The following is a 22,676-nucleotide window of genomic DNA, read 5'->3' as shown; positions in this document are numbered from 1 at the left end:
TAGGAGCGGAGCCGCAGCGTGCGGCGAGGGCAGAGGCGAAACGTTTGTCGATTTTACCTGTGTTACTTGACGCACGCTGTCAGCCAGATTGGCTAACCGGCCGCAGACGCTCACTGAATGGGGGGTTGCCCGGATTGAACGGTGTTTATTATTACAAATAGTTATAAATTTGACATTCTATAGTGTTGACCATCTATTAAAGCCTGCTAGAATCCGTCCACACTGGTTGCAGGGCTTGCAATTTCTAACCACCATCCCGGTCCTTTCAGACGCAACGCGTCACCGTTTAGCCGACTCCCTGCACGGCTCTTCACGGTCTAGATTGGTTGTCTTAGCCGGCGCCTCTTTGCGCCGGCTGTTTGCGTGAGAACCTCTCATGCACGCCCAAGGCGTGCCCGGTAGTCAGGAAGGGGTTCCACTTACGGCGTTCCTGCCGTTTTCCCGACACCGTTGCCGCACCAGCCAGGGCGCACGGTGTCTTGATCCTGCGATTGGCATTTGGCCTCGTGTCAGCTTCGGTCGCCGGATCATGCAACATGGGAGATCCGTTAGATGAATACCTGGTTATCGTGGTGGCGCGCCGATGAGCGTTTCGCTTCGGGGCTGCGTGCGCTACTGCGACGTGGCACGCGTTTGAGCCACCATCTGTTCAGCATCGTGGGCGGTTGCGCCGTCCTGGTTGCGCTCGCTATCTGGTTGCTGCCCTCGTGGCGCGGCGCGGTGGCGGCGCGCATGATGCCTTTTGTTTCTGCAGCCGTGCAGGCGGGCCCCGCGCGTCTGCTGCAGGGCAATCCGCTGCCTGCGGTCCTGCCGCCGCCCAGCGTGATGGCGAACGAAGACAGCAAGGCTGGCGCTGTGGCATTTCTTCCCGATGCCGGTGCGCCCGCGGCTAACGTGACGCCCGGCGGTTCCAACGGCGTGGTGGATCGCGTCGCAACCAGCGTTTCCAAAGGCGGCATGGCCACGCTCGACGCGGTCACGCTCAATGGTCTCGACCCGCGTTCGCTGCCGAGCGTCGGCACGCTGGCGCGCATGATCCCGTCGCAGCGCATCACGCCCGATGCCCGCGACGACCGCGTGCTGGTTTCGGCGCGCGAACAGGCGATGGTTGCGACCTATATCGCGCGCCGCTATCGCGTGGCGCAGGAGCCGGTCGGCGAACTCGTCAAGGCTGCCTTCGACACCGGCCGTGAAGTGGGGCTCGATCCTCTGCTGCTGCTCGCGGTCATGGCGATCGAGTCGGGCTTCAACCCGTACGCCGAAAGTGGCGTGGGCGCACAAGGTCTCATGCAGGTCATGTCGAAGGTTCACTCGGACAAATTCCGGTACTTCGGCGGCCAGAGCGCTGCGCTTGATCCGCTCGCGAACATCAAGGTCGGCGCGCTGGTCCTGAAGGACTGTATCGCGCGCGGCGGTTCGCTGCCGGGCGGTCTGCGCCTGTACGTGGGCTCGACCTCGCCCGACGACGGTGGCTACGGCGCCAAGGTCATGGCCGAGCGCGGGCGTCTGCGCGACGTGGCTCGTGGCCGCAACGTGCCGATCAACGCGCCACAGGCGCCTGTGACGACCACGGCCGGCACGTCGTCGGTGCAGAAAGTGGCGAGCACCAGCGGCGAGAAGCGTGTGCACGTGACGCTCGACAACGCGCATGCGCTGGTGGAGAAGCCCGCGGCCGAGAAGACCGCACCTGAACAGGACGACGCCAACAACGGCGCCAGCACGGCGGCCCAGAAGCACAGCCAGTCCGAGTTCGGCGCGTAACAAGGTATCGAAAGGCATCGAGATCGGACTCCGGCCAGCAGGACATGCTGGCGAATACGAAAAACGAAAAAGGCACCCTCGGGTGCCTTTTTTCATGTCTGCCGGCTTGGCGGCAGCAACGGAATCGCTGGGGGATCAGCGATTGAACAAGGTCCGCAGCCGCCCGACCGCCTCTTCGAGCCGCTCGTAAGCCGTGGCATATGAGAGCCGTACATATTGGTGCGGCGCCGCCGCGCCGAAGTCCATGCCCGGAACCATTACCGTGCCCGCATCGTGCAGCATGGCGCGCGTGAGCGCGTCGCTGTCGCCGGCCGCCGGGTGATTGACGTTCGTGCAGTCGGCGTAGACATAGAACGCGCCGTCGGGCATCACCGGCACGGTGAAGCCGAGCGACTCGAGCGCAGGTGCGATGAAGTCGCGGCGGCGCTTGAACTCCAGCCGGCGTGCTTCGTAGATGTCCAGCGTCTGCGGCTCGAAACAGGCGAGCGCCGCATGTTGCGCGAGCGCCGACGCGCAGATGAACAGGTTCTGCGCGAGCTTTTCGAACGCGCCGACCAGCACGGGCGGCACCACGAGCCAGCCCAGCCGCCAACCGGTCATGTTGAAGTACTTCGAGAAGCTGTTGACGGTCACCACGTCGTCGCCGAAGGAGAGGGCGGAGACGGGGCGCGCGTCGTAGCTCAAGCCTTGATAGATCTCGTCGACGATCGTGAAGCCGCCGCGTGCGCGCACGGCCTTCACGATGCGTGCGAGCTCGTCGGGCTCGATCGAGGTGCCGGTGGGGTTCGACGGTGAGGCGAGCAGCACGCCGCGCGTGCGCGCCGTCCACAGACGCTCGACGTCGCCGGCGGTGAGTTGGAAGCGCGCCTCCGGGCCGCTCGGCACGAGCACCGGCTTGCCTTCCGCGGCGGCCACGAAGTGCCGGTTGCACGGATAGCACGGGTCGGGCATGAGCACTTCGTCGTCGCGGTCGACGAGCGCCGTGCAGGCGAGCAGCAACGCCGCCGAGGCGCCGGCCGTCACGACGATGCGTGCCGGATCGACCTTCAGGCCGTAGGCGTGTTCGTAGTGCGCCGCGATCGCCTCGCGCAGCGTGTGGAGGCCGAGCGCATTCGTATATTGCGTGACGCCACGGCGCAGCGCCGCGGCGGCGGCCTCGACGACGGGTTCGGGCGCCGTGAAGTCCGGCTCGCCGATGCCCATGTGGATGATGTCGCGTCCGGCGCGTTCGAGCTTCGCAGCCTCCTTCGCCAGTTCCATGACGTAGAAGGGCTGGATCTCGTCGACGCGCGCGGCAAGCCGCAGCAGCGGTTCGGCAACAGTGTTCATGCGGGTGTTTCCAGTGCTTGCGGGCGATGGAGCGCGAGAGGCCGGGGGCTCGATGCCCCGGCCCCGCGCGCTTCATGCCATTACAACCCTTACCGCCATTACGACCGGCGGGCGGCCTGGGCTTCGGTGGCGCGCAATTGCGCCGCGAGCTTGTCGAGTACGCCGTTCACGTACTTATAGCCGTCAGAGCCGCCGAAGGTTTTCGTGAGCTCGACCGCCTCGTTGATGACGACGCGATACGGAATGTCGACGTGGTGCTTGAACTCGTAGGTCGCCACGAGCAGCACCGCGCGCTCGACGGGCGAGAGCTGCTCGATCGGACGGTCCAGGCACGGCACGATGGCGGCGGAGAGCTCCTCCGATTCGCGGATCACGCCGTGCAGAAGGGCGTCCAGGTGCTCGTGGTCGGCCTTGTCGTAGCCCTGCGAACCGCGCAGCTGCGCGTCGATCTCGCCGGCGGGCACACCCGACAGCAGCCACTGATACAAGCCCTGCGTGGCCAGTTCGCGGGAGCGGCGGCGCGCACTCTTCATTGCTGTTCCTCTTCGTCTTCCTCGTCTTCGTCGTCGTCGCCACCGTCGAGCTGCTCTAGCGCGACCGTGAGGTTCGCCATTTCGACGGCGACGCGCGCGGCGTCACGACCCTTCTCGGTCATGCGCGCGATGGCCTGCTCATCGTTCTCGGTCGTGAGGACCGCATTCGCGACCGGCACGCCGAAGTCGAGCGCGATGCGCGAGATGCCCGCGCCGCTTTCGTTCGAGACGAGCTCGAAGTGGTACGTCTCGCCGCGCACGACCGCGCCGAGCGCGATCAGGGCGTCGAACTGGCCGCTTTCGGCGAGCTTTTGCAGTGCGAGCGGAATTTCCAGCGCGCCCGGCACGGTGACGAGCAGCACGTCTTCGCCGGTGACGCCGAGACGTTCGAGTTCTTCGATGCAGGCGTCGACGAGGCCGTTGCAGACGGGTTCGTTAAAGCGCGACTGGACGATGCCGATGCGCAGTCCATCGCCGTCGAGATTCGGTTGGTATTGTCCGATTTCCATGTGATATCCGTAGGTTCGGTTGAGCGTGGTGACGCGTGAAGTGGGGCCTGCGGTTTAATGTGCAGAGCGGTCGGCGGCTTCCGGCGGGCAGGGCGCTTCTGCGTCGCTGCCCGGCATCGGCACGAAGCCGGTGACTTCGAGGCCATAGCCCGACATGCTGCCGAGGCGGCGCGGCTTGGAGAGCACCTGCATGCGGCCCACGCCGAGTTCGCGCAGGATCTGCGCGCCGATGCCGTATGTCTTGAAGTCCACCGGCCGGCGCGCGAGCGCCTCTGCGCGCTCCTTCTGGTCGAACGCCTTGAAGACGTCGATCAGATGTTCCTTGGTGTCGCCGCAGTTGAGCATGACAATCACGCCGAGATCGCGCTCGGCGATTTCACGCATGGCCGCGTCGAGCGTCCACGAGTGCGTGGAGGAGCCCGTTTCCAGCAGATCCAGCACCGAAAGCGGCTCGTGCACGCGCACCGGCGTGTCCTCGCCGGGCTTGGGCGTGCCGCGCACGAGCGCGATGTGCGGCGTGCGGGTGGGCTGGTCGACGTACATGACCGCGCGGAACGTGCCGTGGGCGGTGTGCATGGTGCGCTCGGCCACGCGTTCGACGATCGATTCGGTGCGGCTGCGGTAGTGGATCAGGTCGGCGATGGTGCCGATCTTGATGTCGTGCTCCTTGGCGAACTCGATCAGATCGGGCAGGCGCGCCATCGTGCCGTCGTCTTTGATGATCTCGCAGATCACCGCCGCCGGCGTGAGGCCCGCAAGCGCCGTGAAGTCGCAACCGGCCTCGGTGTGGCCCGCGCGCACGAGCACGCCGCCGGGCTGCGCCATGATCGGGAACACGTGGCCCGGCTGCACGATGTGGTCGGCGCGCGCGTCATGTGCCACGGCGGTCTGGATCGTGCGTGCGCGGTCGGCGGCGGAGATGCCGGTGGTGACGCCTTCGGCCGCCTCGATGCTGACCGTGAACGCCGTGCCGTACTGCGTGCCGTTGCGGTAAGTCATGAGCGGCAGGTTGAGCAGCTTGCAGCGCTCCTGCGTGAGCGTGAGGCAGACCAGGCCGCGGCCGTACTTCGCCATGAAGTTGATGGCTTCAGGCGTGACGAACTCCGCTGCGATGACGAGGTCGCCCTCGTTTTCCCGGTCTTCTTCGTCGACGAGGATCACCATCTTGCCGGCTTTGAGCTCGGCGATGATTTCAAGGGTGGAGGCGAGCGTCATGGTGGAATTTTGGCTGGAAAGCGCACATTTTACGCCACGCGGGCGGGCGCGTCGCCCAGAACGAAGGGTGGCGGAGGGATTTGGGTCTGGCGTGTGCGTGAGCGGGCTTGCAGGCGTTGGGCGTTCGCCTCGCCGGATGCGCATCGGGCGTATGCAAGGGTCGGCCGAACGTCCCGCACGCCCCCCGAGTGGCGCTTTCGCGACAATGAAGCTGTTCAGTCGCCGTTTATCGCAGCACGACATCGTCGGCGAGTCCCTTCGTGAGCTCCAGCGCCTGGCGCTCGAACAGGCGGCGGTACAGCCCGTTCTCGCGGCGCACGAGTTCGTCGTGCGTGCCTTCCTCCGCGACGCGCCCGCGCTCGAGCACCAGCAGGCGGTCGAGCGCGCGCACGGTCGAAAGCCGGTGCGCGACCACGACCGTCGTGCGGCCCTCCATCAGCCGCTCCATCGCCTGCTGGATCAGCACTTCGCTTTCGCTGTCGAGACTGGAGGTCGCTTCGTCGAAGATCAGGATCGGTGCGTTTGCAAGGAACGCGCGCGCGATTGCCACGCGCTGGCGCTCGCCGCCCGAGAGCTTGACGCCGCGCTCGCCCACGAGCGTTTCATAGCCGCGCGGCAGCGCCATGATGAAGTCGTGCGCGCTCGCGAGTTTCGCCGCCAGCACGATCTCGTCGTGGGTCGCGCCGGGCCGCGCATAAGCAATGTTCTCGGCAAGCGAGCGGTGGAACAGCACCGGCTCTTGCTGCACGATGGCGATCTGCGAGCGCAGCGACGCCTGCTGCACCTGCGCGATGTCCTGGTCGTCAATCGTGATGCGGCCGTCGGTGACATCGTAGAGGCGCTGGATCAGCTTGATGAGCGTGGTCTTGCCGGAGCCCGAATGGCCGACCAGACCCACGCGCTCTCCCGGCGCGATGCGCAGCGAAAGATTCGCGTAGAGCGGCCGCTCGTGCGCGCCGTAACGGAACGTCATGTTCTCGAAGCGGATGTCGCCACGGTCGATCACGATCGGTGGCGCGCCCGCTTCATCTTCGATGCCGAGCGGCTGGGCTTCGAGCATCACCAGCTCTTCCATGTCGTTGACCGAGCGTTGCAGGTTGCGCACGTGCATGCCCACGTCGCGCAGATAACCCTTGAGCAGGAAAAACAGCGTGAGCGCGAAGGTGATGTCGCCCACGCTCGCGAGCCCGTGCGCCCACAGCAGGAGCGCCGCGCCGAGTATGGCGGCCTGCATCGCAACCAGCAGCGCGCCCTGTACGCCGCCGTTGAAGGTGCCGCGCCGCCAGGTGCGGCGCGTGCGGCTGTCCCATTTGTCGATCACGCGCGCGAGCCGTGCCTCTTCGCGCGTTTCCGCGCCGAAGGCCTTGACGACCGCGTTGCACGAAATGGCGTCGGCGAGCGCGCCGCCCATCTTCGTGTCCCACTGGTTCGCGAGGCGCGCCGACGGCGCGACGTAGAACAGCGACAGCGACACGGTGATGGCGAGATAAAGCACCGAGCCGATACCGACCACGAGGCCCATGACGGGCCACTGCAGCGCGAGCAGGGCGGTCGAGCCGACCAGCATCACGAGCGACGGAAAGAGCGCCACGAGCAGCGTGTCGTTGAGCAGGTCGAGCGCCCACATGCCGCGCGTGATCTTGCGCACGGTCGAGCCGGCGAAGCTGTTCGCGTGCCAGTCGGTGGAGAAGCGCTGCACGCGGTGAAAGGCGTGCGTGGCGATCTCGCTCATCATCTTCAGCGTGAGCACGATGATGTTCTGGAATGCGGCCTGGCGCATCAGCGTGCCGGTGAGCCCGAGCGCCGTCAGTGCCCCGAACGCCGTGACGGCGGCGTGCCAGGCGGCGGCATTGCCGCTCGCGGCGTCGTGCGCGAGCGCGTCGACGAGTTGGCCCGCATAGTGCGGCGTGAGCACGTCGGCGAGCGCGCCCAGTAGCGCGGCGAGGGCCACCGCGCCTGCGCGGCGCGGCTGGCGCGACCACTGCCGGAACGTGAAGCCGAGAACATTGCGGAACGTTTGTCCGCCGGAAGCAGGGTTTTTGTCTTGGTCTGCCATGGACAGATGCTTCGGGCCAAAGGCCTGAAGACTCTTCAGAAATGCGATGAGCGGAAAACGGGGTTCGCTCGTTCAGGCACCTGATGCCGAACGTCAATCCTCGAAATCGTGGGAAAGCGGCGTGGCGGCCAGATCGCCGCCACGGGCGCACCGCCCGAGACGCGCCGTCGTGGACGCAGTCAGCGCACCGGAAGCAGCGCGTGCGCGATAAGTGGCATCACCCGAACCGGCGGCATGACGGCGGCCTTCTTGACTACTGCCATCTTTGCCTCCTTCATGGTGTTCGGGTGGGGAGCGCGCGGCGCGTCAAAAAGGCGGCCGCGAGGGAATTCGGACGGATTCTATCAGTGATGCTGCAGTTGCGCTTGCGCGGTGCCCGGGACACAGAGTCAGGGCCGTTTTGGCGGAAATTTTGACCCTGTTGAATGGGCGAAGAGCCGAATTTTGGAGACCTGACGATAATACGAACCGTAGGTAAGGGTCGTGCACATTCGGAATCACCGCCGCCATCCAATCGCGAATTTGGCCAAGATCGGGGGAGGCAGCGGTAAACCGTGGATTTCAAAATCCGGATTATTTCAACGGTTTAGGGTTGTTCTGAGATGCACCGAGCATCCGCTCCACATACCGCGCAATCAAATCGATCTCGAGATTCACCTTCGCGCCGGCCACGAGGTGCTTGAGCGTGGTCACTTCAACGGTGTGCGGGATCAGGTTGATCGAGAATTCGCAGCCGTCCGCGCGGTCGTCCACCGAGTTTACGGTCAGGCTCACGCCGTTGACCGTGACCGAGCCCTTATAGGCGAGATAGCGGCCGATCTCCGCGGGTGCGAGCACGCGCAGCTCGTGCGACTCGCCGACGGGCGCAAAGCGCGTGACAGTGCCAAGGCCGTCCACGTGGCCCGAGACGATATGGCCTCCCAGACGGTCGTGCGCGCGCAGCGCTTTTTCCAGATTCACTTCGCCGGTGTCGGCGAGGCCCACGGTGCGGTTCAGGCTTTCGCGCGAGACGTCCACGTCGAAGCGGGTCGCAGATTTTTCGATGACGGTCATGCACGCGCCCTGAATGGCGATGCTGTCGCCGAGCTGCACGTCGTCGAGGTCGAGGCCGCCCGCGTCGACGGTGAGGCGCACGCCCGCATCGGCGTCGCTGCCGAGCGGCTTGATCGATTCGATGCGGCCCACGGCCGCGACGATTCCGGTAAACATCTGGCTGTCCTTTGTGTTCAGTGCGTTCAGTTCGTCAGAAACAATCATGATGCGTCTCCATGCGCGTGCGTGTCCGCGTCGAGATTCGTATTCGAGTCATCGGGCACGAGGCGCGCGAGGATGCGCAGATCCTCGGCGACGCGCTCGACCGAGTGGAACGCGAGGCGCGTGCGCGCATCGAGCGTCGCGGGCGCGGCAAGATTGAACATGCCGAGCGCGTCCGTGCCGAGCAGCGAGGGCGCGAGATAGACGAGCAGCTCGTCCACGCAGCCTTCGCGCAGCAGCGATCCATTGAGCTTGTAGCCGGCTTCCACGTGCAGTTCGTTCACGCCGCGCGCGGCCAGCTCCGTGAGCACGGCGGGCAGATCCACCTTGCCGCCCGCGTTGCCGAGCGCGACGATTTCGGCGCCGCGCGCGCGCAGCGCATCGGCGCGTTCCTCGTTGGTGGCGTCGAGCGCGGCGCAAAACACCAGCGTGGGCGCGCCAACGAAGATCTGTGAGAGCGGCGAGGCGTCGAGACGGCTGTCGATGAGAATGCGCTTGGGCTGGCGCGGCGTGTCGATCGCGCGCACGGTCATGCGCGGGTCATCTTCCTTCACAGTGCCGATGCCCGTGAGGATGGCCGAGGCGCGTGCACGCCACGCGTGGCCGTCGGCGCGCGCGGCTTCGCCCGTGATCCACTGGCTTTCGCCCGAAGGCAGGCCGGTGCGGCCGTCGAGCGATGCCGCCACCTTCATGCGCACCCAGGGGCGCTTTCTCGTCATGCGCGAGACGAAGCCGATATTCAGTTCGCGCGCTTCGTTGGCGAGCAGGCCGCAGCGCACTTCGATGCCCGCGTCGCGCAGTATCGAGAGGCCGCGCCCCGAAACGAGCGGGTTGGGGTCCTCCATCGCCGCGATCACGCGCGCGACCTTCGCTTCGATCAGTGCATTCGCGCAGGGCGGCGTGCGGCCGAAATGGCTGCACGGTTCGAGCGTAACGTAGGCAGTGGCGCCGCGCACTTCGTGGCCGCGCGCACGCGCGTCCCTCAACGCCTGGATTTCGGCGTGGTCGTGGCCAGCGGGCTGCGTGAAGCCCTCGCCGATCACCACGCCGTCCTTCACCAGCACGCAGCCGACGCGCGGGTTCGGATCGGTCGTGTACAGACCGCGCACCGCGAGGGCGAGCGCGCGCTCCATGTAGGTGAAATCGGCTTGCGAAAACATGTCGTGCGGGCTCCGGGGCGTTGCGGACGAGGGGCGGGGCGTGCGCCCCGCTTTCGGCTGATGCTCGGCGCGCCTTGTTGCGCGCCTTACGGTGTGCCTTACTGCGCGGCGAACGCGTGGCGCGCGGCGGCGATCGTTTCGTCGATGAGGGCGTCGTCGTGCGCGCTCGACACGAAGCCCGCCTCGTAAGCCGACGGAGCGAAGTACACGCCCGCGTCCAGCATCTGATGGAAGAAGCGGTTAAAGCGCGTCACGTCGCTCTTCGTGACTTCCGCGAAGCTGCCCGGAACCTTGTCCGCGAAATAGAGACCGAACATGCCGCCCACCGAATCGGCGACGAACGGCACGTTCGCTTCGCGTGCGGCCTGCGAGAGGCCTTGCGCGAGCCGCGCGGTCTGCGCTGTGAGCCGGTCGTAGAAGCCCGGCGCCTGAATGAGTTGCAGCGTCTTCAGGCCCGCGGCCACGGCGATCGGGTTGCCCGAGAGCGTGCCCGCCTGGTACACGCCGCCGTTGGGGGCGAGGTGGTCCATGATCTCGCGGCGGCCGCCGAACGCCGCCGCCGGCATGCCGCCGCCGATCACCTTGCCCAGACACACGAGATCGGCCTGCATGCCGTAGAGCGCCTGCGCGCCGCGCAGGCCGACGCGGAAGCCGCACATCACCTCGTCGAAGATCAGCACGCTGCCGTGCTTCGCCGTGAGGCTGCGCAGCGCGCCAATGAATTCGGGCGTGGCCTTCACGAGATTCATGTTGCCCGCGACGGGCTCGACGATCACGGCGGCGATCTCGTCGCCGAACGCCTTGAACGCTTCTTCGAGCGCCGCGACGTTGTTGTACTCGAGCACCGTGGTGTGCTTCGCGATGTCCACCGGCACGCCCGCCGATGTGGGGTTGCCGAACGTGAGCAGACCCGAGCCGGCCTTCACGAGCAGGCTGTCGGCGTGGCCGTGATAGCAGCCTTCGAACTTCACGATGCGGTCGCGCTTCGTGTAGCCGCGTGCGAGCCGCAGCGCGCTCATGGTGGCTTCGGTGCCGCTCGACACCATGCGCACCTGCTCCATCGACGGCACGATCTTGCAGATTTCCTCGGCGATCTCGATTTCTGCCTCGGTGGGCGCGCCGAACGAGAAGCCGTTGACGAGCACGCGCTGCACGGCTTCGAGCACCTCGGGGTGGACATGGCCGACGATCATCGGGCCCCACGAGCCGATGTAGTCGATATAGCGCTTGCCTTCGGCGTCCCAGAAGTACGCACCTTGTGCGCGCTCGATGAAGCGCGGCGTGCCGCCGACCGAGCGGAACGCGCGCACGGGCGAATTGACGCCGCCCGGAATGGTGCGCTGGGCGCGTTCGAAGAGGGCCTGGTTCGTGGACGAGCTGTTGGACATGGGTGCTGGGCCTGCGAGAGTGGTTGGTGCGGTGGCTGCAGTGGTGTGATCAGGCGCGCGGCAGGCGGGGCCTTGGCGCGCCGACGCTCGGACCCCATGCGGCTCGGGGCCGGCCAGACGAGGTGCCGGGCCGGGCGCCAGCGAAGGGGCGGCAATGGCGAAATTGTACCGGACTCACGCCGAATGGGCCGGGGGCCGCTACGGACGGCGCGCGGTCCGCGCAAGCGCGTCATGCGCCGCAGCCGCCGCAACCGCGGCGGCCGGCATGGGCCGCTTGCCGGTCAGCTCGACCCAGCGTTTCTCCAGCGCGCCCTCGGCGATCGGCTTGATGACCGTGCCCGAGCTTTGCGCATCCCATGTCTGCACGGAAAACGGATGGACGCGCAACGCGTCGCGCGCGATGACGACGTTGTCGTTGGCGTCGACCAGCCAGTCGTAGACGAAGTCGATGCATAGCCGATAGCCGCGCTTGTACGCGAGGTCGGGCACCTCGTAGGGCGCGCGCGTCACGTAGCCGGAGCCGAACAGGCCGCGCGGCTCGGAGGCGACGCGATGCAGGAACACGCGGTCGCCGGGCAGGATGCCGCGTGCGAAGCCGCAGCCCCAGGTGTCGGCGACGGCAGCGCCTTCCTGAACGCGGCGCGCGCAGTCGGGCAACTCGGGCCAGGGCCACTTCCTGGGGCTCCAGATCAGCAGGTAGGCGCTCATGAACGAAGCTCGCGCCGTGCGGCGCATTGAAGAACGGGAAAGGGCGCAGCTTAACGCAAAGCGTGGGCGCAGCCCGGCCTGGCCGGCCTTGCGCGATGCCGAAAGCGGAATTTAAGCGTCGGGTACAATGCCCCCGCTACGTAGCCGCTTTTTGCGTCACCCGCGTCGCACTTGCATCGCAATCGAGATGCGGAGGAGAGACGCGGATGAGACCCCAACCGGTTCATGCCGAAGCGGCCCAGAACACCGGGACCGCGCCCTCGGCGACGGTCCGCTCCTGGTCGATCCCATGCCCCATTCCCCGCGACGCCGGCCCGATGGCCGGCTGATCCTGTTGCTCGGCGCGCTCGCCGCCTGCGGCCCGCTTGCCACCGACATGTACCTGCCGAGCCTGCCCGCCATCGCCCAGTCGTTCGGCGTGAGCACGGCTGCGGCCGCGCTCACGCTCACGAGTTTCATGGCCGGCTTCTCGATCGGCATGCTGCTCTACGGCCCGCTCTCCGATGCCTACGGCCGTCGCCCCGTGCTGCTGGGCGGCATCGCGCTCTTCACGCTCGCGAGCATCGCATGCTGGTTCTCGTACTCGGTGGGCGAGCTCACGGTCGTGCGCTTTCTGCAGGCGCTCGGCGCGGGCGCGGCCTCCGTGCTCGCACGGGCGATCGCGCGCGACGCGCACGAGCCGTCCGACGCCGCCAAGGTGCTGTCGATGGTCGCCATCGTCACCTCGATCGGGCCGCTGCTCGCGCCGCTCGTCGGCGGGCAGTTGCTGCTGCTCGGCGGCTGGCGCGTGGTGTTCGTCGCACTCACACTGTTCGGCCTCGCGTGCGCTGCGGCCGCCTGGCTGCGCGTGCCCGAGACCTGGCCCGCCGAGAAGCGCGAGAGCGGCGCCGTGCTGCGCTCGTTCATGGCGTACGAGCGGCTGCTGCGCGACCCGCTCGTCTGGGGCCACATGCTGTGCGGCGGCATGGCGTTCGCGGCCATGTTCACCTATATCTCGGCCACGCCGTTCGTCTATATCGAGTACTTCCACGTCTCGCCCCAGCACTACGGGCTGTTCTTCGGCGCGAACGTGTTCGGCATCATGCTCGGCAATTTCCTCAACACGCGCTTCATCGGGCGCATGGGCACGCTGCGCATGGTGTCGATGGCCTCCACGGTGAGCATCGCCGCGTCGTTCTTTGTTGCGCTCGTGTGCGTGACGGGTTGGGGCGGGCTGTGGTCGATCGTGGCAGGGCTGTTCTTCGTGGTGGGCGTGGTGGGGCTGCTGAGCGCGAACTGCGCGACCGATCTGATGTACCGCTACCCGAAGAACGCCGGCGCGGCCGCTGCGGTGTTCGGCGCGACGCAGCTCGCGCTGGGCGCGTTCGCGAGCGTCGTGGTCGGCTGGTTCCCGGGTGTCTCGCCGCTCGGCATGGGCTGCACGATCGGCGCGTGCGGCGCGCTCACCTGGGTTGGCCGCCGCATCGTCGTGAAGTGGCATGGCCGGCCCGCGCCGGGCGTCAGCCAGACGGCGTCGAACGCGTAAGCGCGCACCATGAACAACGGGACGCCGAGGCGTCCCGTTGTTCATTTCATCGCACGTTCGCGTGGCGCATTTGCGTCATGCGTTTGCGTCACGCATTGACATCAATCGCTCGCGCGCGCCGACGATGACGCGCCGTGGCTCAGCCAGTCGAGCACGGCGGAGGCGTCGTCGTCGGCCTGCTCGCGGGCCTTTTCGACGGCGTGGCTCATGTCGCCCTCGGGCGACGCGCGGCGGATCGCGACGCCCACCGCGAGAATGTCGATCATCAGCAAGTGCAGGATGCGCGAGATCATCGAAAGCTGCGACTCGCGCATCTCGATGTGATCGGTTTCGAGCGCCACGGTCGCTCGCTTGGCGAGCGGCGTGTTGCTCGACGTGATCGCAATCACTTTCGCGCCGGCCTGCATCGCCACGTCGAGCACGCGCAAGAGCTCAGGCGCGCGGCCCGACTTCGAGACCGCCACGATCACGTCGCCCTTGCCGAGCAGCGCAGCGGACGCCGCCTGCATGTAGAGGTCGCCGTAAGCGATAGTCGGGATGCCGAAGCGAAAGAACTTGTAGTGCGCGTCCTGGGCGACGATATGCGAGTTGCCGAGCCCATAGAACTCGATGCGCCGCGCGCCGTTGAGCAGCGTGATGGCCTGCTCGACCTGCTCGAAGTTCAGGTGCTCGCGCAGCTGCAGGATGGCCGAAACCGTGTTGTCGAGCACCTTCGCGCCGAAGTCGGTCGCGGTGTCGCCCAGATGCACCTGGCTGTGGCTCACGGGGATCGTTCCCGTCAAGCCGGTGGCGAGCTTGAGCTTGAAGTCGGAGAGCCCCTGGCAGCCGAGCGAGCGGCAAAAGCGGATCACCGTGGGCTGGCTCACGTCGGCCTTGCGCGCGATATCGACGATGGGGTCGTTGATGATCGAGCGCGGATGGTTGAGCGCGAGGTCGGCCACGCGCCGCTCGGCGGGCGTGAGCGCATCGCGCATCTGGCGGATGCGCTCGAACACCGCCGACGATCCGCCGCCCGCGCGGTTCGAGAGCTGTTCCGCGAGGATGGCCGAGACGCCGAGAAACGCCGGGTATTCGGCGGTAATGACGTAGGTGGGCACGTTAGCGAGATAGGCGTCGAAGCGGCCCTTGGCCTCGAAGCGCTGGCGAAACGACGAGCGCATGAATAGCTCGCCCAGACGCGGCACCACGCCGCCGCCGATATAAATGCCGCCGAGCGAGCCGAGCGTCATCGCGATGTTGCCCGCGAAGCTGCCGAGAATGCCGCAGAAGCATTCGATGGTTTCCGCCGCGAGCGCGTCGCCGTCGTGCGCGCGCTTGACGATCTCGGCCGTGTTGATGTCCGCGCCCACCTTCTTCTTGTCGCGCGCGGCAAGCGCCCCATAGATCAGCTCGATGCCGGGCCCCGCGCAGACGCGCTCGAACGACACGTGCGGCCACTTCTTGCGCACGTGCTGGAGCACGAGATCTTCGCGCTCGTCCTGCGGCGCGAAGCTGGCGTGGCCGCCTTCGCTGCCGAGCGCGATCCAGCGGTCGTCGGCGGGAATCAGGCCCGAGACGCCGAGGCCCGTGCCCGGCCCGAGCAGACCGATCACGCTGTTCTGGCGGCGCTGGCCGCCGCCCACCTGGGTGCGCTGCGCGTCGGTCAGGCCCGGCAAGGCCATGGCGAGCGCGGTGAAGTCGTTCACGACCAGCAGCGTGTCGAAGCCGAGCGCGCGGCGCGTGGCTTCGATCGAGAAGGTCCAGTCGTGATTGGTCATGCGCACCTGGTCGCCGTCGACCGGGTTCGCAATGGCGATCGCGGCGTGGTTCACGCGGCCGATCTTCGTGTCCTTCAGATACTGCTGGATCACGTCCGCGACGCCCGGATAGTCGGCGCATGGGTACACGCGCACCTGGCCGATCTCGCCCGCGCGCGTCTCCAGCGCGAAGCGCGCGTTGGTTCCGCCGATGTCGGCGAGCAGCCTCGGTCCGTCGGCGTGCTGGCCCGCGCCAGGGGCGGATTTGTTAGGCGCACCAGTAGACATCGAGTCTCACTCCCTTGTCGTTCGCCAGCTTCGAGATGGCGTTGTTCTGTTCCGCGGCAGCGGCTTGTTGCAGCACGTCGAGCTTGCGCTGGCCCGCGATCAGCAGGAACAGGCGATCGACCTGGCGCAGCGCCTGCATCGACCACGAGACGCGCGCGTGCGGCGCGGCCTGCGGATGCACGGCCACGAACGGGCGCGCCGTGGTGATGGCTTCGTGCCACTCGGGCGCGTCGGCGAAGATCGACGCGGTGTGGCCGTCTTCACCCATGCCGAGCACCGCGACGTTGGGCAGGCGGCGCTGCGGGTCGGCGTTGAGCGCGGCCACGTGCGCATCCAGTTCCTGCGTGACGTCGACGAGCGGCAGGAAACGCGCCTGCGCCGCCTCGTGCTTCAGCAGGGTCTCGTGCGCGAGGCGTGCGTTGCTGGCCGGATCGGTCTCGGGCACCCAGCGGTCGTCCACCAGGGTGATGTCGGTGTGCGCCCAGTCGAAGCGGTGCGTCGACAGGGTCTCGAGAAACGGACGCGGGCTCGTGCCGCCGGAAACCGCGAGCGTTGCACGGCGCGCGCCGGTGCCGGGCGCGGCAGCAAGAGCGGCGAGCGACGCATGTAGTGCGTCGCCCACGGCTCGCGCCAGCGCGTCCGATTGGACGCGCGGGTCGTCGAATACGTGAAGCTCGATCACTTCTCCTCCAGGCTGCTTTTTTGTCGATCCGCGGGAATGTTCGCGGGGGTGTTCATCGGTCCGGTCAATTCTCTTCTTCGAGCCAGCAGGTGCCGTGCTGCGCCAGCATCGCGCTCGACGCTGCCGGTCCCCAGGTGCCCGCGGCATAAGGCTTGGGCGGGCGGGGCGACACGGCCCATTCGTTGAGGATGGGCTCGACCCATTTCCACGCGGCTTCCTGCTCGTCGCGGCGCACGAAGAGCGCGAGGCGCCCGTTGATCACGTCGAGCAAGAGACGCTGGTACGCCTCCATCTGGCCTTCGCGGAAGAACTGGTCGAACGCGAGGTCGAGATGCACGCTCGAGAGATTCATGCCTTCGCCAGGCTGCTTGGCGAGGCAGTACAGACGAATATTTTCGTTCGGCTGCAGGCGGATGACCAGACGGTTGGAGCCCGCGCGCAGCGCCGTGGGGCCCAGCGCCGAATGCGGCACGGGGCGGAAGTTCACCACGATTTCCGCGACGCGGTCGGCCAGACGCTTGCCCGTGCGCAGGAAAAAAGGCACGCCCGCCCAGCGCCAGTTCTCGATCTCGACGTTCAGGGCGACGAAGGTTTCGGTGCGGCTATCGGGCTTCACGCCGTGCTCGGTCGCGTAGCCCGGCACCTGCTGCCCGCGGATCACGCCCGCATGGTATTGGCCGCGCACGGCGACCTTGCTGATATCGGCGGGATTGATGGGCTTGAGCGCGCGCAGCACGCGCAGCTTTTCGTCGCGCACCGAGTCCGAATCCATTGAATGCGGCGGCTCCATGGCGACGATCGAGAGCAATTGAAGCAAGTGGTTCTGCACCATGTCGCGCAGCGCGCCGGTGTTGTCGTAGAAGTCGCCGCGCGCTTCCACGCCCAGTTCTTCCGCAATGGTGATCTGGATGCTTTCGACCCATTCGCGGCGCCACAGCGGCTCGAACAGCGCATTGCCGAAGCGGAGCGCGAGCAGGTTCTGCACCGGCTCCTTGCCGAGATAGTGGTCGATCCGGTAGATCTGCTCTTCGGCGAAGATTTCGCCGACCGCGTCGTTGATCGCATTGGACGACTCGAGGTCGTAGCCGAGCGGCTTTTCCAGCACGATGCGCGCGTTCTGGTTCAGGCCGACCGAGGCGAGCGCGCGGCAGATCGGCACGAACAGGGACGGGCCCGTGGCCAGGTAAAACACGCGGATGCCGGGCAGCGCCTCGATGCCGTCGCGCAGCGTGGTGAAGTCCTCGGCGCGCGAGAGGTCGAGCTTCACATAGACGATGCGCTCGAGAAAGCTCGCCCACGCGGCTTCGTCGAGACCGTTCTTCGAGACGTGCGGCTTGACGTGCTCGTTGACCCACTGGAGGTATTGGTCGCGAGTGTCCTCGTGGCGTGCAACGCCCACGATTTTCCCGGACGCGGCGAGCATGCCCGAGCGGTGCGCCTCGAACAGGGCCGGCAGGATCTTGCGCATCGACAGGTCGCCGGTGGCGCCGAAGAGCACGAACGTGAAACCAGAATCGTTAGGGCTTTGCATAGTCTCCGTCACAGTCCAGAAATGCCGCGGGAACAAGTTCCGGCGGGGCCGCGGCGGTATGCCGATCGCGCTGCGCCAGGCGGCCGTAGTCCGATAAAATTTTTTTTGACACTGAATTGTAGTTTAACTACAATCCAAATCAAGAGGTAACGTTCATTCGATGAAAAAAGCGTAGACAAGCGCGGCGCAGCATGGGTTTTGCAGCAATCGTGCACGGGTTTTCGCGCGCTTTTTCGGATGGGCGGAACGCCCACATGTTAACGGACAATGGAGCCGTTCATGTGCCCGCCGGGCGCCGGAGGTGGGGATGTTCGGCCGCCGCGCTGCATGAGCATGGCACGCGGCGCCTCGACTGGCTGCGCATCGCGCTTGCGAACGCGGCCGGAGAAAATCAAAAGAGGAGACAGTCTTTGTATTCCGAACCACTCATCTCTTGAGCGTCCAGCGGCCGGACACCGGCCCGCGGCCCGCGCGCATCGATTGACCTTCACGCGCGCGGCACTCCGGCGCCCGTCCGTCCAGTGTTTTGCCTGTTTTTGTGCCTGTATTAACCACACCGCACCCTGGGTACATCAGGGGCCAACTAGTTTTTACTGATCAGGTGTCTGGAGGAGATAAGCAATGAAATTCCGAGCGATCATGGGCGCCCTGTGCGCCGCAGGTCTCATGGCCGGCGTCGCGACTGCGCAGGCAGCCGAATCCCTCGAAGTGCTGCACTGGTGGACTTCGGGCGGCGAATCGAAGGCGGTCGGCGTGCTCAAGGACGACATGCAGAAGCAGGGCTACGTGTGGAAGGACTTCGCGGTCGCCGGCGGCGCGGGCGCGGCGGCCATGACGGCACTGAAGACCCAGGTGATCTCGGGCAACGCACCCACGGCAGCGCAGATCAAGGGCCCGCTGATCCAGGAATGGGCGCAGCAGGGCGTGCTGGTGCCGATCGATTCGGCTACCGGCGACTGGAAGGCCAACCTGCCGCCGCAAATCGACAAGATCATGCGCGCGGACGGCCATTACGTCGGCGCGCCGTTCTCGGTGCACCGCGTGAACTGGCTGTGGATCAACAAGGCCGCGCTCGACAAGGTGGGCGGCAAGGCGCCGACCACGTGGCCGGAGTTCTTCGCGCTGGCCGACAAGCTCAAGGCCGCGGGCTACCAGCCGGTTGCGGCGGGCGGCCAGCCGTGGCAAGACCTGACGCTGTGGGAAGACGTGGTGCTCTCGCAGGGCGCGGACTTCTACAAGAAGGCGATTGTCGATCTCGACCAGAAGACCCTGACCTCGCAGCAGATGGTGGGTGTGTTCGACACAGTTCGCAAGATTCAGTCGTATATGGATAACGCGCGCACGGGCCGCGACTGGAACCTCGCCACGGCCATGGTCATCAACGGCAAGGCGGGCATGCAGTTCATGGGTGACTGGGCCAAGGGCGAGTTCGAAAACGCCAAGAAGCAGCCGGGCAAGGACTACGTCTGCGCGCCGGTGCCGGGCACCTCGAAGGCCTACACGTTCAACGTCGACTCGTTCGTGTTCTTCCAGCAGAAGGACCAGAAGGCGGCCACGCCGGGTCAGATCGCGCTGGCGAAGACGATCATGAGCCCCGCTTTCCAGGAACAGTTCAGCCTGTACAAGGGCTCGATCCCGGTGCGCCTTGGCGTGGACATGAGCAAGTTCGATGCGTGCGGCAAGCAGTCGTACGCGGATGAGCAGGCCGCGATCAAGGCGGGCGGCTATGTGCCGTCGCTCGCACACGGCATGGCTCAGGCAGACGCCACGGCCGGTGCGATCACCGACGTCGTCACGAAGTTCATGAACTCGACCCAGGATTCGAAGAGCGCGGTGGAAGCGCTCGCGAAGGCTGCCAAGACCAAGTAAGCGAAGCGGGTTTTTGAAGTCGTTGCAATGAAACAAGCGGAGTGCGCCGTGCGCGGCGCACTCCGGGCATGACGGGTCAAACCTAACCCTTTATCGTGCGGAGTCCGTAATGTTCCACACCGTACCAGGAGTCGCGCAGTGACTGCTTCTCTTAGCGGCAACGGCAAGGCGGCCACGCCTGCCACAGGCCGCGCGTCGCCCATGGCGGCGCTCGCAGACCGCTGGATTCCGAAGCTGGTGCTTTCGCCCAGCATTCTGATCAGCCTCGTGTTTGTCTACGGCTTCATCATCATCACCGGCTATCTGTCGCTGTCGAATTCGCGGTTGATGCCGCGCTACGAATTCGCGGGCTTCGACCGCTACAGCGAGCTCTTCAGCAACGACGTCTGGTGGACCTCGGCGCAGAACCTCGCATGGTTCGGCATTCCGTTCATCGCCGTTTGCGTGGCGCTCGGGCTGTTTCTCGCGATCCTGCTCGATCAGCAGATTCGCCAGGAAGGCGCGCTGCGCGCGGTGTTTCTCTATCCGATGGCGCTCTCGTACATCGTCACGGGCACGGCGTGGCAGTGGATCTTCAACCCCGATCTCGGTCTTCAGCAGGTGCTGCACGACTGGGGCTGGACGAGCTTCCAGCTCGACTGGCTCAACGACCCGGACAAGGCGATTTTCTGTATCGTGGTTGCCGCCGTCTGGCAGTCCACCGGCTTTTGCATGGCGCTGTTCCTCGCCGGCCTGCGCGGCGTCGACAGCGAAATCTTCAAGGCCGCCCAGGTGGATGGCGCGACACTGCCCACGATCTACCGCAAGATCGTGATTCCGAGCATGCGTCCGGTGTTTTTCTCGGTGCTGCTGATCCTGTGCCACATCACGATCAAGACCTTCGACCTCGTCGTCGCGCTCACCGCGGGTGGCCCCGGCACGTCGTCGTCGCTGCCGGCCATCTTCATGTACACGTTTTCGTTCAACCGCGGGCAGCTCGGTGTCGGCGCAGCTTCGTCGATGATGATGCTCGCGACAGTGGTGGCCGTGCTCGTGCCGCTCATGTACCTGGAATCGAGGAGCACGCGCAATGCAGCCTAAGATGAAGGTGAGCCGCGTGTTCGTCTATGCGGCGCTGATCCTGTTCGCCCTGTACTTCCTGTTCCCGCTCTACGTCATGCTGTCGACGTCGTTCAAGACGCTCGACGAGCTTCACACGGGCAACATGCTCACGCTGCCCGCGAGCCCGAGCTTCGCGCCGTGGGTGAAGGCGTGGGCGCATGCCTGCACCGGCGTGCGCTGCGACGGCATGCAGCCGTTCTTCATGAACTCGGTGAAGATGGTGATCCCGGCCGTGCTGATCTCGTCGATCATCGGCGCGTTCAATGGCTACGTGCTCACGCACTGGCGCTTTCGCGGCGCGGATGCGCTCTTCACGATGCTGCTGGTGGGCTGCTTCATCCCGTTTCAGGCGATCCTCTTGCCGATGGCGCGTCTCGAAGGCTTCTTCGGCCTTTCGAACACGATTGGCGGGCTGGTTCTGGTGCACGTGGTGTACGGCATCGCGTTCACGACGATGTTCTTCCGCAACTTCTACGTGAGCGTGCCGGCGGAACTCGTGAAGGCTGCGCGCATCGACGGCGCCGGCTTCTTCATGATCTTCACGCGCATCATGCTGCCGATCTCGCTGCCGATTTTCATGGTGTGCCTGATCTGGCAATTCACGCAGATCTGGAATGACTTCCTGTTCGGCATCGTGTTCTCGGGTGTCGATTCGATGCCGATCACGGTGGCGCTGAACAATCTCGTGAACACCTCCACGGGCGTGAAGGAATACAACGTCGACATGGCCGGCGCGATCATCGCCGCGCTGCCCACGCTGCTCGTCTACGTGATCGCCGGCCGCTACTTCGTGCGCGGCCTCACGGCGGGCGCGGTGAAGGGCTAAGAAGCTCTACTCGATTAAAGGATTCATAGCATGGCAAGCCTTTCCATTCGCGACGTCTACAAGACCTACCCCAACGGGGTGCCCGTCCTCAAGGGCGTCAACATCGACATCGAAGACGGCCAGTTCCTGATTCTGGTCGGCGGCTCGGGCTGCGGGAAGTCGACGCTGCTCAACATGATCGCGGGTCTCGAAACCGTCACCAAGGGCGAGATCATGATGGACGGCAAGGTGGTGAACAACCTCTCGCCGAAGGATCGCGACATCGCGATGGTGTTCCAGTCGTACGCGCTCTATCCGTCGATGACCGTGCGCGAGAACATCTCGTTCGGCCTGAACATCCGCAAGGTGCCGAAGGCCGAGCAGACGCAGATCGTCGACCGCGTGTCGAGCATGCTGCAGATTCAGCATCTGCTCGACCGCAAGCCCGGCCAGCTTTCGGGCGGCCAGCGCCAGCGCGTCGCGATGGGCCGCGCACTCGCACGCGACCCGATCATGTTCCTGTTCGACGAGCCGCTCTCGAACCTCGACGCCAAGCTGCGCATCGAGATGCGCTCGGAAATCAAGCTGCTGCACCAGCGCGTGGGCAAGACGATCGTCTACGTGACGCACGACCAGATCGAGGCGATGACGCTCGGCGACCGCATCGCCGTGATGAAGGACGGCATCGTGCAGCAGTTCGGCGCGCCGCAGGAGATCTACGATTCGCCGTCGAATCTCTTCGTGGCGGGCTTCATCGGCGCGCCGCCGATGAACTTCATCAACGGCAAGCTGGTGGAGCAGGGCTCGGGCATCGGCATCGAGCTCGACACGGGTGTCGCACGCAGCGTGCTGAACCTGCCGTTCGAGGCCAGCAAGCTGCGCGGCCGTGTCGGCCAGGAGGTGGTGCTGGGCCTGCGCCCGGAGCGCATCACCGACGCGCGCAGCTCGCACGACGGCCACGGCCACGAACTGCAGCGCCACACCGTGAAGGTCGACGTGATCGAGCCGACCGGCCCGGACACGCTCGTGTTCGCGCAGGTCAACGGCAAGCGCATCGTGAGCCGCGTGCACCCGGGCGCGAATCCGCAGCCGCTCAATAGCATGGAGCTGCTATTCGACGTGTCGAAGGCTGTGCTGTTCGATCCGAAAACCGAAGAGCGCATCGCTTGAGCGGTCCGGATCGATTCGCGCCAGGTTTTGCTGGTGCGCTTCTGGTGTGGTAAGCG

18 protein-coding genes are annotated in these 22,676 nt (G+C 66.0%); 6 read left to right on the top strand and 12 right to left on the bottom strand.

Annotated elements, in window-relative coordinates:
• The first annotated feature begins 552 nt into the window (after positions 1–552).
• On the top strand, positions 553–1,761 hold the full coding sequence (locus P5W98_RS10875) for a transglycosylase SLT domain-containing protein (RefSeq protein ID WP_421024535.1): 1,209 nt from the start codon (positions 553–555) through the stop codon (positions 1,759–1,761).
• Between the two features lie 135 nt (positions 1,762–1,896).
• Here P5W98_RS10875 and P5W98_RS10870 read toward each other — a convergent pair whose 3' ends face one another.
• The 9 genes from P5W98_RS10870 to P5W98_RS10830 all read right to left on the bottom strand — a co-directional run bounded on the left by P5W98_RS10870 (position 1,897) and on the right by P5W98_RS10830 (position 11,913).
• On the bottom strand, positions 1,897–3,090 hold the full coding sequence (locus tag P5W98_RS10870) for a pyridoxal phosphate-dependent aminotransferase (RefSeq protein ID WP_421024534.1): 1,194 nt from the start codon (positions 3,088–3,090) through the stop codon (positions 1,897–1,899).
• Positions 3,091–3,188: 98 nt separating this feature from the next.
• A complete protein-coding gene (gene nusB / locus P5W98_RS10865; protein ID WP_035522241.1) occupies positions 3,189–3,623 on the bottom strand; it encodes a transcription antitermination factor NusB in 435 nt (144 codons plus the stop codon).
• Positions 3,620–4,132: a 6,7-dimethyl-8-ribityllumazine synthase gene (ribH, locus tag P5W98_RS10860; RefSeq protein WP_129562624.1), complete on the bottom strand. Its 513-nt coding sequence runs from the start codon at positions 4,130–4,132 to the stop codon at positions 3,620–3,622. Before ribH ends, nusB begins: the two co-directional genes overlap by 4 nt.
• Before the next feature lie 54 nt (positions 4,133–4,186).
• Positions 4,187–5,347 (bottom strand): bifunctional 3,4-dihydroxy-2-butanone-4-phosphate synthase/GTP cyclohydrolase II, encoded by a 1,161-nt coding sequence (gene ribBA / locus P5W98_RS10855; RefSeq protein WP_421024533.1) that lies wholly within the window; start codon positions 5,345–5,347, stop codon positions 4,187–4,189.
• A gap of 226 nt (positions 5,348–5,573) precedes the next feature.
• Positions 5,574–7,403, bottom strand: a complete 1,830-nt coding sequence (locus P5W98_RS10850) for an ABC transporter ATP-binding protein (protein WP_421024532.1) — start codon at positions 7,401–7,403, stop codon at positions 5,574–5,576.
• Between the two features lie 573 nt (positions 7,404–7,976).
• Positions 7,977–8,612 (bottom strand): riboflavin synthase, encoded by a 636-nt coding sequence (locus P5W98_RS10845; protein ID WP_421025252.1) that lies wholly within the window; start codon positions 8,610–8,612, stop codon positions 7,977–7,979.
• Between the two features lie 44 nt (positions 8,613–8,656).
• Positions 8,657–9,817, bottom strand: a complete 1,161-nt coding sequence (ribD, locus tag P5W98_RS10840; protein ID WP_421024531.1) for a bifunctional diaminohydroxyphosphoribosylaminopyrimidine deaminase/5-amino-6-(5-phosphoribosylamino)uracil reductase RibD — start codon at positions 9,815–9,817, stop codon at positions 8,657–8,659.
• 98 nt (positions 9,818–9,915) lie between these two features.
• Positions 9,916–11,205 carry a glutamate-1-semialdehyde 2,1-aminomutase gene (hemL, locus tag P5W98_RS10835; RefSeq protein ID WP_421024530.1) on the bottom strand — a complete coding sequence of 430 codons (1,290 nt, stop codon included), beginning with the start codon at positions 11,203–11,205 and terminating at the stop codon, positions 9,916–9,918.
• A gap of 198 nt (positions 11,206–11,403) precedes the next feature.
• Positions 11,404–11,913: a hypothetical protein gene (locus P5W98_RS10830; RefSeq protein WP_421024529.1), complete on the bottom strand. Its 510-nt coding sequence runs from the start codon at positions 11,911–11,913 to the stop codon at positions 11,404–11,406.
• 289 nt (positions 11,914–12,202) lie between these two features.
• Here P5W98_RS10830 and P5W98_RS10825 point away from each other — a divergent pair, with 289 nt between their 5' ends.
• On the top strand, positions 12,203–13,438 hold the full coding sequence (locus P5W98_RS10825) for a Bcr/CflA family multidrug efflux MFS transporter (RefSeq protein ID WP_421024528.1): 1,236 nt from the start codon (positions 12,203–12,205) through the stop codon (positions 13,436–13,438).
• A 101-nt stretch (positions 13,439–13,539) separates the two neighbouring features.
• Here P5W98_RS10825 and P5W98_RS10820 read toward each other — a convergent pair whose 3' ends face one another.
• From P5W98_RS10820 to zwf, 3 genes are all read right to left on the bottom strand, one after another.
• The gene (locus P5W98_RS10820; protein WP_421024527.1) at positions 13,540–15,462 is read right to left on the bottom strand and encodes a bifunctional transcriptional regulator/glucokinase; all 1,923 of its coding nucleotides are present in this window, start codon (positions 15,460–15,462) and stop codon (positions 13,540–13,542) included.
• Positions 15,443–16,144, bottom strand: coding sequence for a 6-phosphogluconolactonase (gene pgl, locus P5W98_RS10815; RefSeq protein WP_421024526.1), 702 nt, complete (start codon positions 16,142–16,144; stop codon positions 15,443–15,445). Before pgl ends, P5W98_RS10820 begins: the two co-directional genes overlap by 20 nt.
• A gap of 64 nt (positions 16,145–16,208) precedes the next feature.
• On the bottom strand, positions 16,209–17,675 hold the full coding sequence (gene zwf, locus P5W98_RS10810) for a glucose-6-phosphate dehydrogenase (protein ID WP_421024525.1): 1,467 nt from the start codon (positions 17,673–17,675) through the stop codon (positions 16,209–16,211).
• 621 nt (positions 17,676–18,296) lie between these two features.
• Here zwf and P5W98_RS10805 point away from each other — a divergent pair.
• From P5W98_RS10805 to P5W98_RS10790, 4 genes are all read left to right on the top strand, one after another.
• A complete protein-coding gene (locus P5W98_RS10805) occupies positions 18,297–19,544 on the top strand; it encodes an ABC transporter substrate-binding protein (RefSeq protein ID WP_421024524.1) in 1,248 nt (415 codons plus the stop codon).
• A gap of 138 nt (positions 19,545–19,682) precedes the next feature.
• A complete protein-coding gene (locus P5W98_RS10800) occupies positions 19,683–20,624 on the top strand; it encodes a carbohydrate ABC transporter permease (RefSeq protein ID WP_421024523.1) in 942 nt (313 codons plus the stop codon).
• Positions 20,614–21,471, top strand: coding sequence for a carbohydrate ABC transporter permease (locus P5W98_RS10795; RefSeq protein WP_213293438.1), 858 nt, complete (start codon positions 20,614–20,616; stop codon positions 21,469–21,471). The genes P5W98_RS10800 and P5W98_RS10795 overlap by 11 nt, the downstream gene beginning before the upstream one ends.
• Positions 21,472–21,501: 30 nt before the next feature.
• Positions 21,502–22,620: an ABC transporter ATP-binding protein gene (locus tag P5W98_RS10790; RefSeq protein ID WP_421024522.1), complete on the top strand. Its 1,119-nt coding sequence runs from the start codon at positions 21,502–21,504 to the stop codon at positions 22,618–22,620.
• Positions 22,621–22,676 lie beyond the last annotated feature (56 nt).

Origin of the sequence: Paraburkholderia sp. A1BS-2L (genome assembly GCF_051125205.1) — a bacterium.
GTDB lineage: Bacteria > Pseudomonadota > Gammaproteobacteria > Burkholderiales > Burkholderiaceae > Paraburkholderia.
Note: the sequence above shows the minus strand (reverse complement) of the source record. Positions and strands in the feature narration are given on the sequence as shown.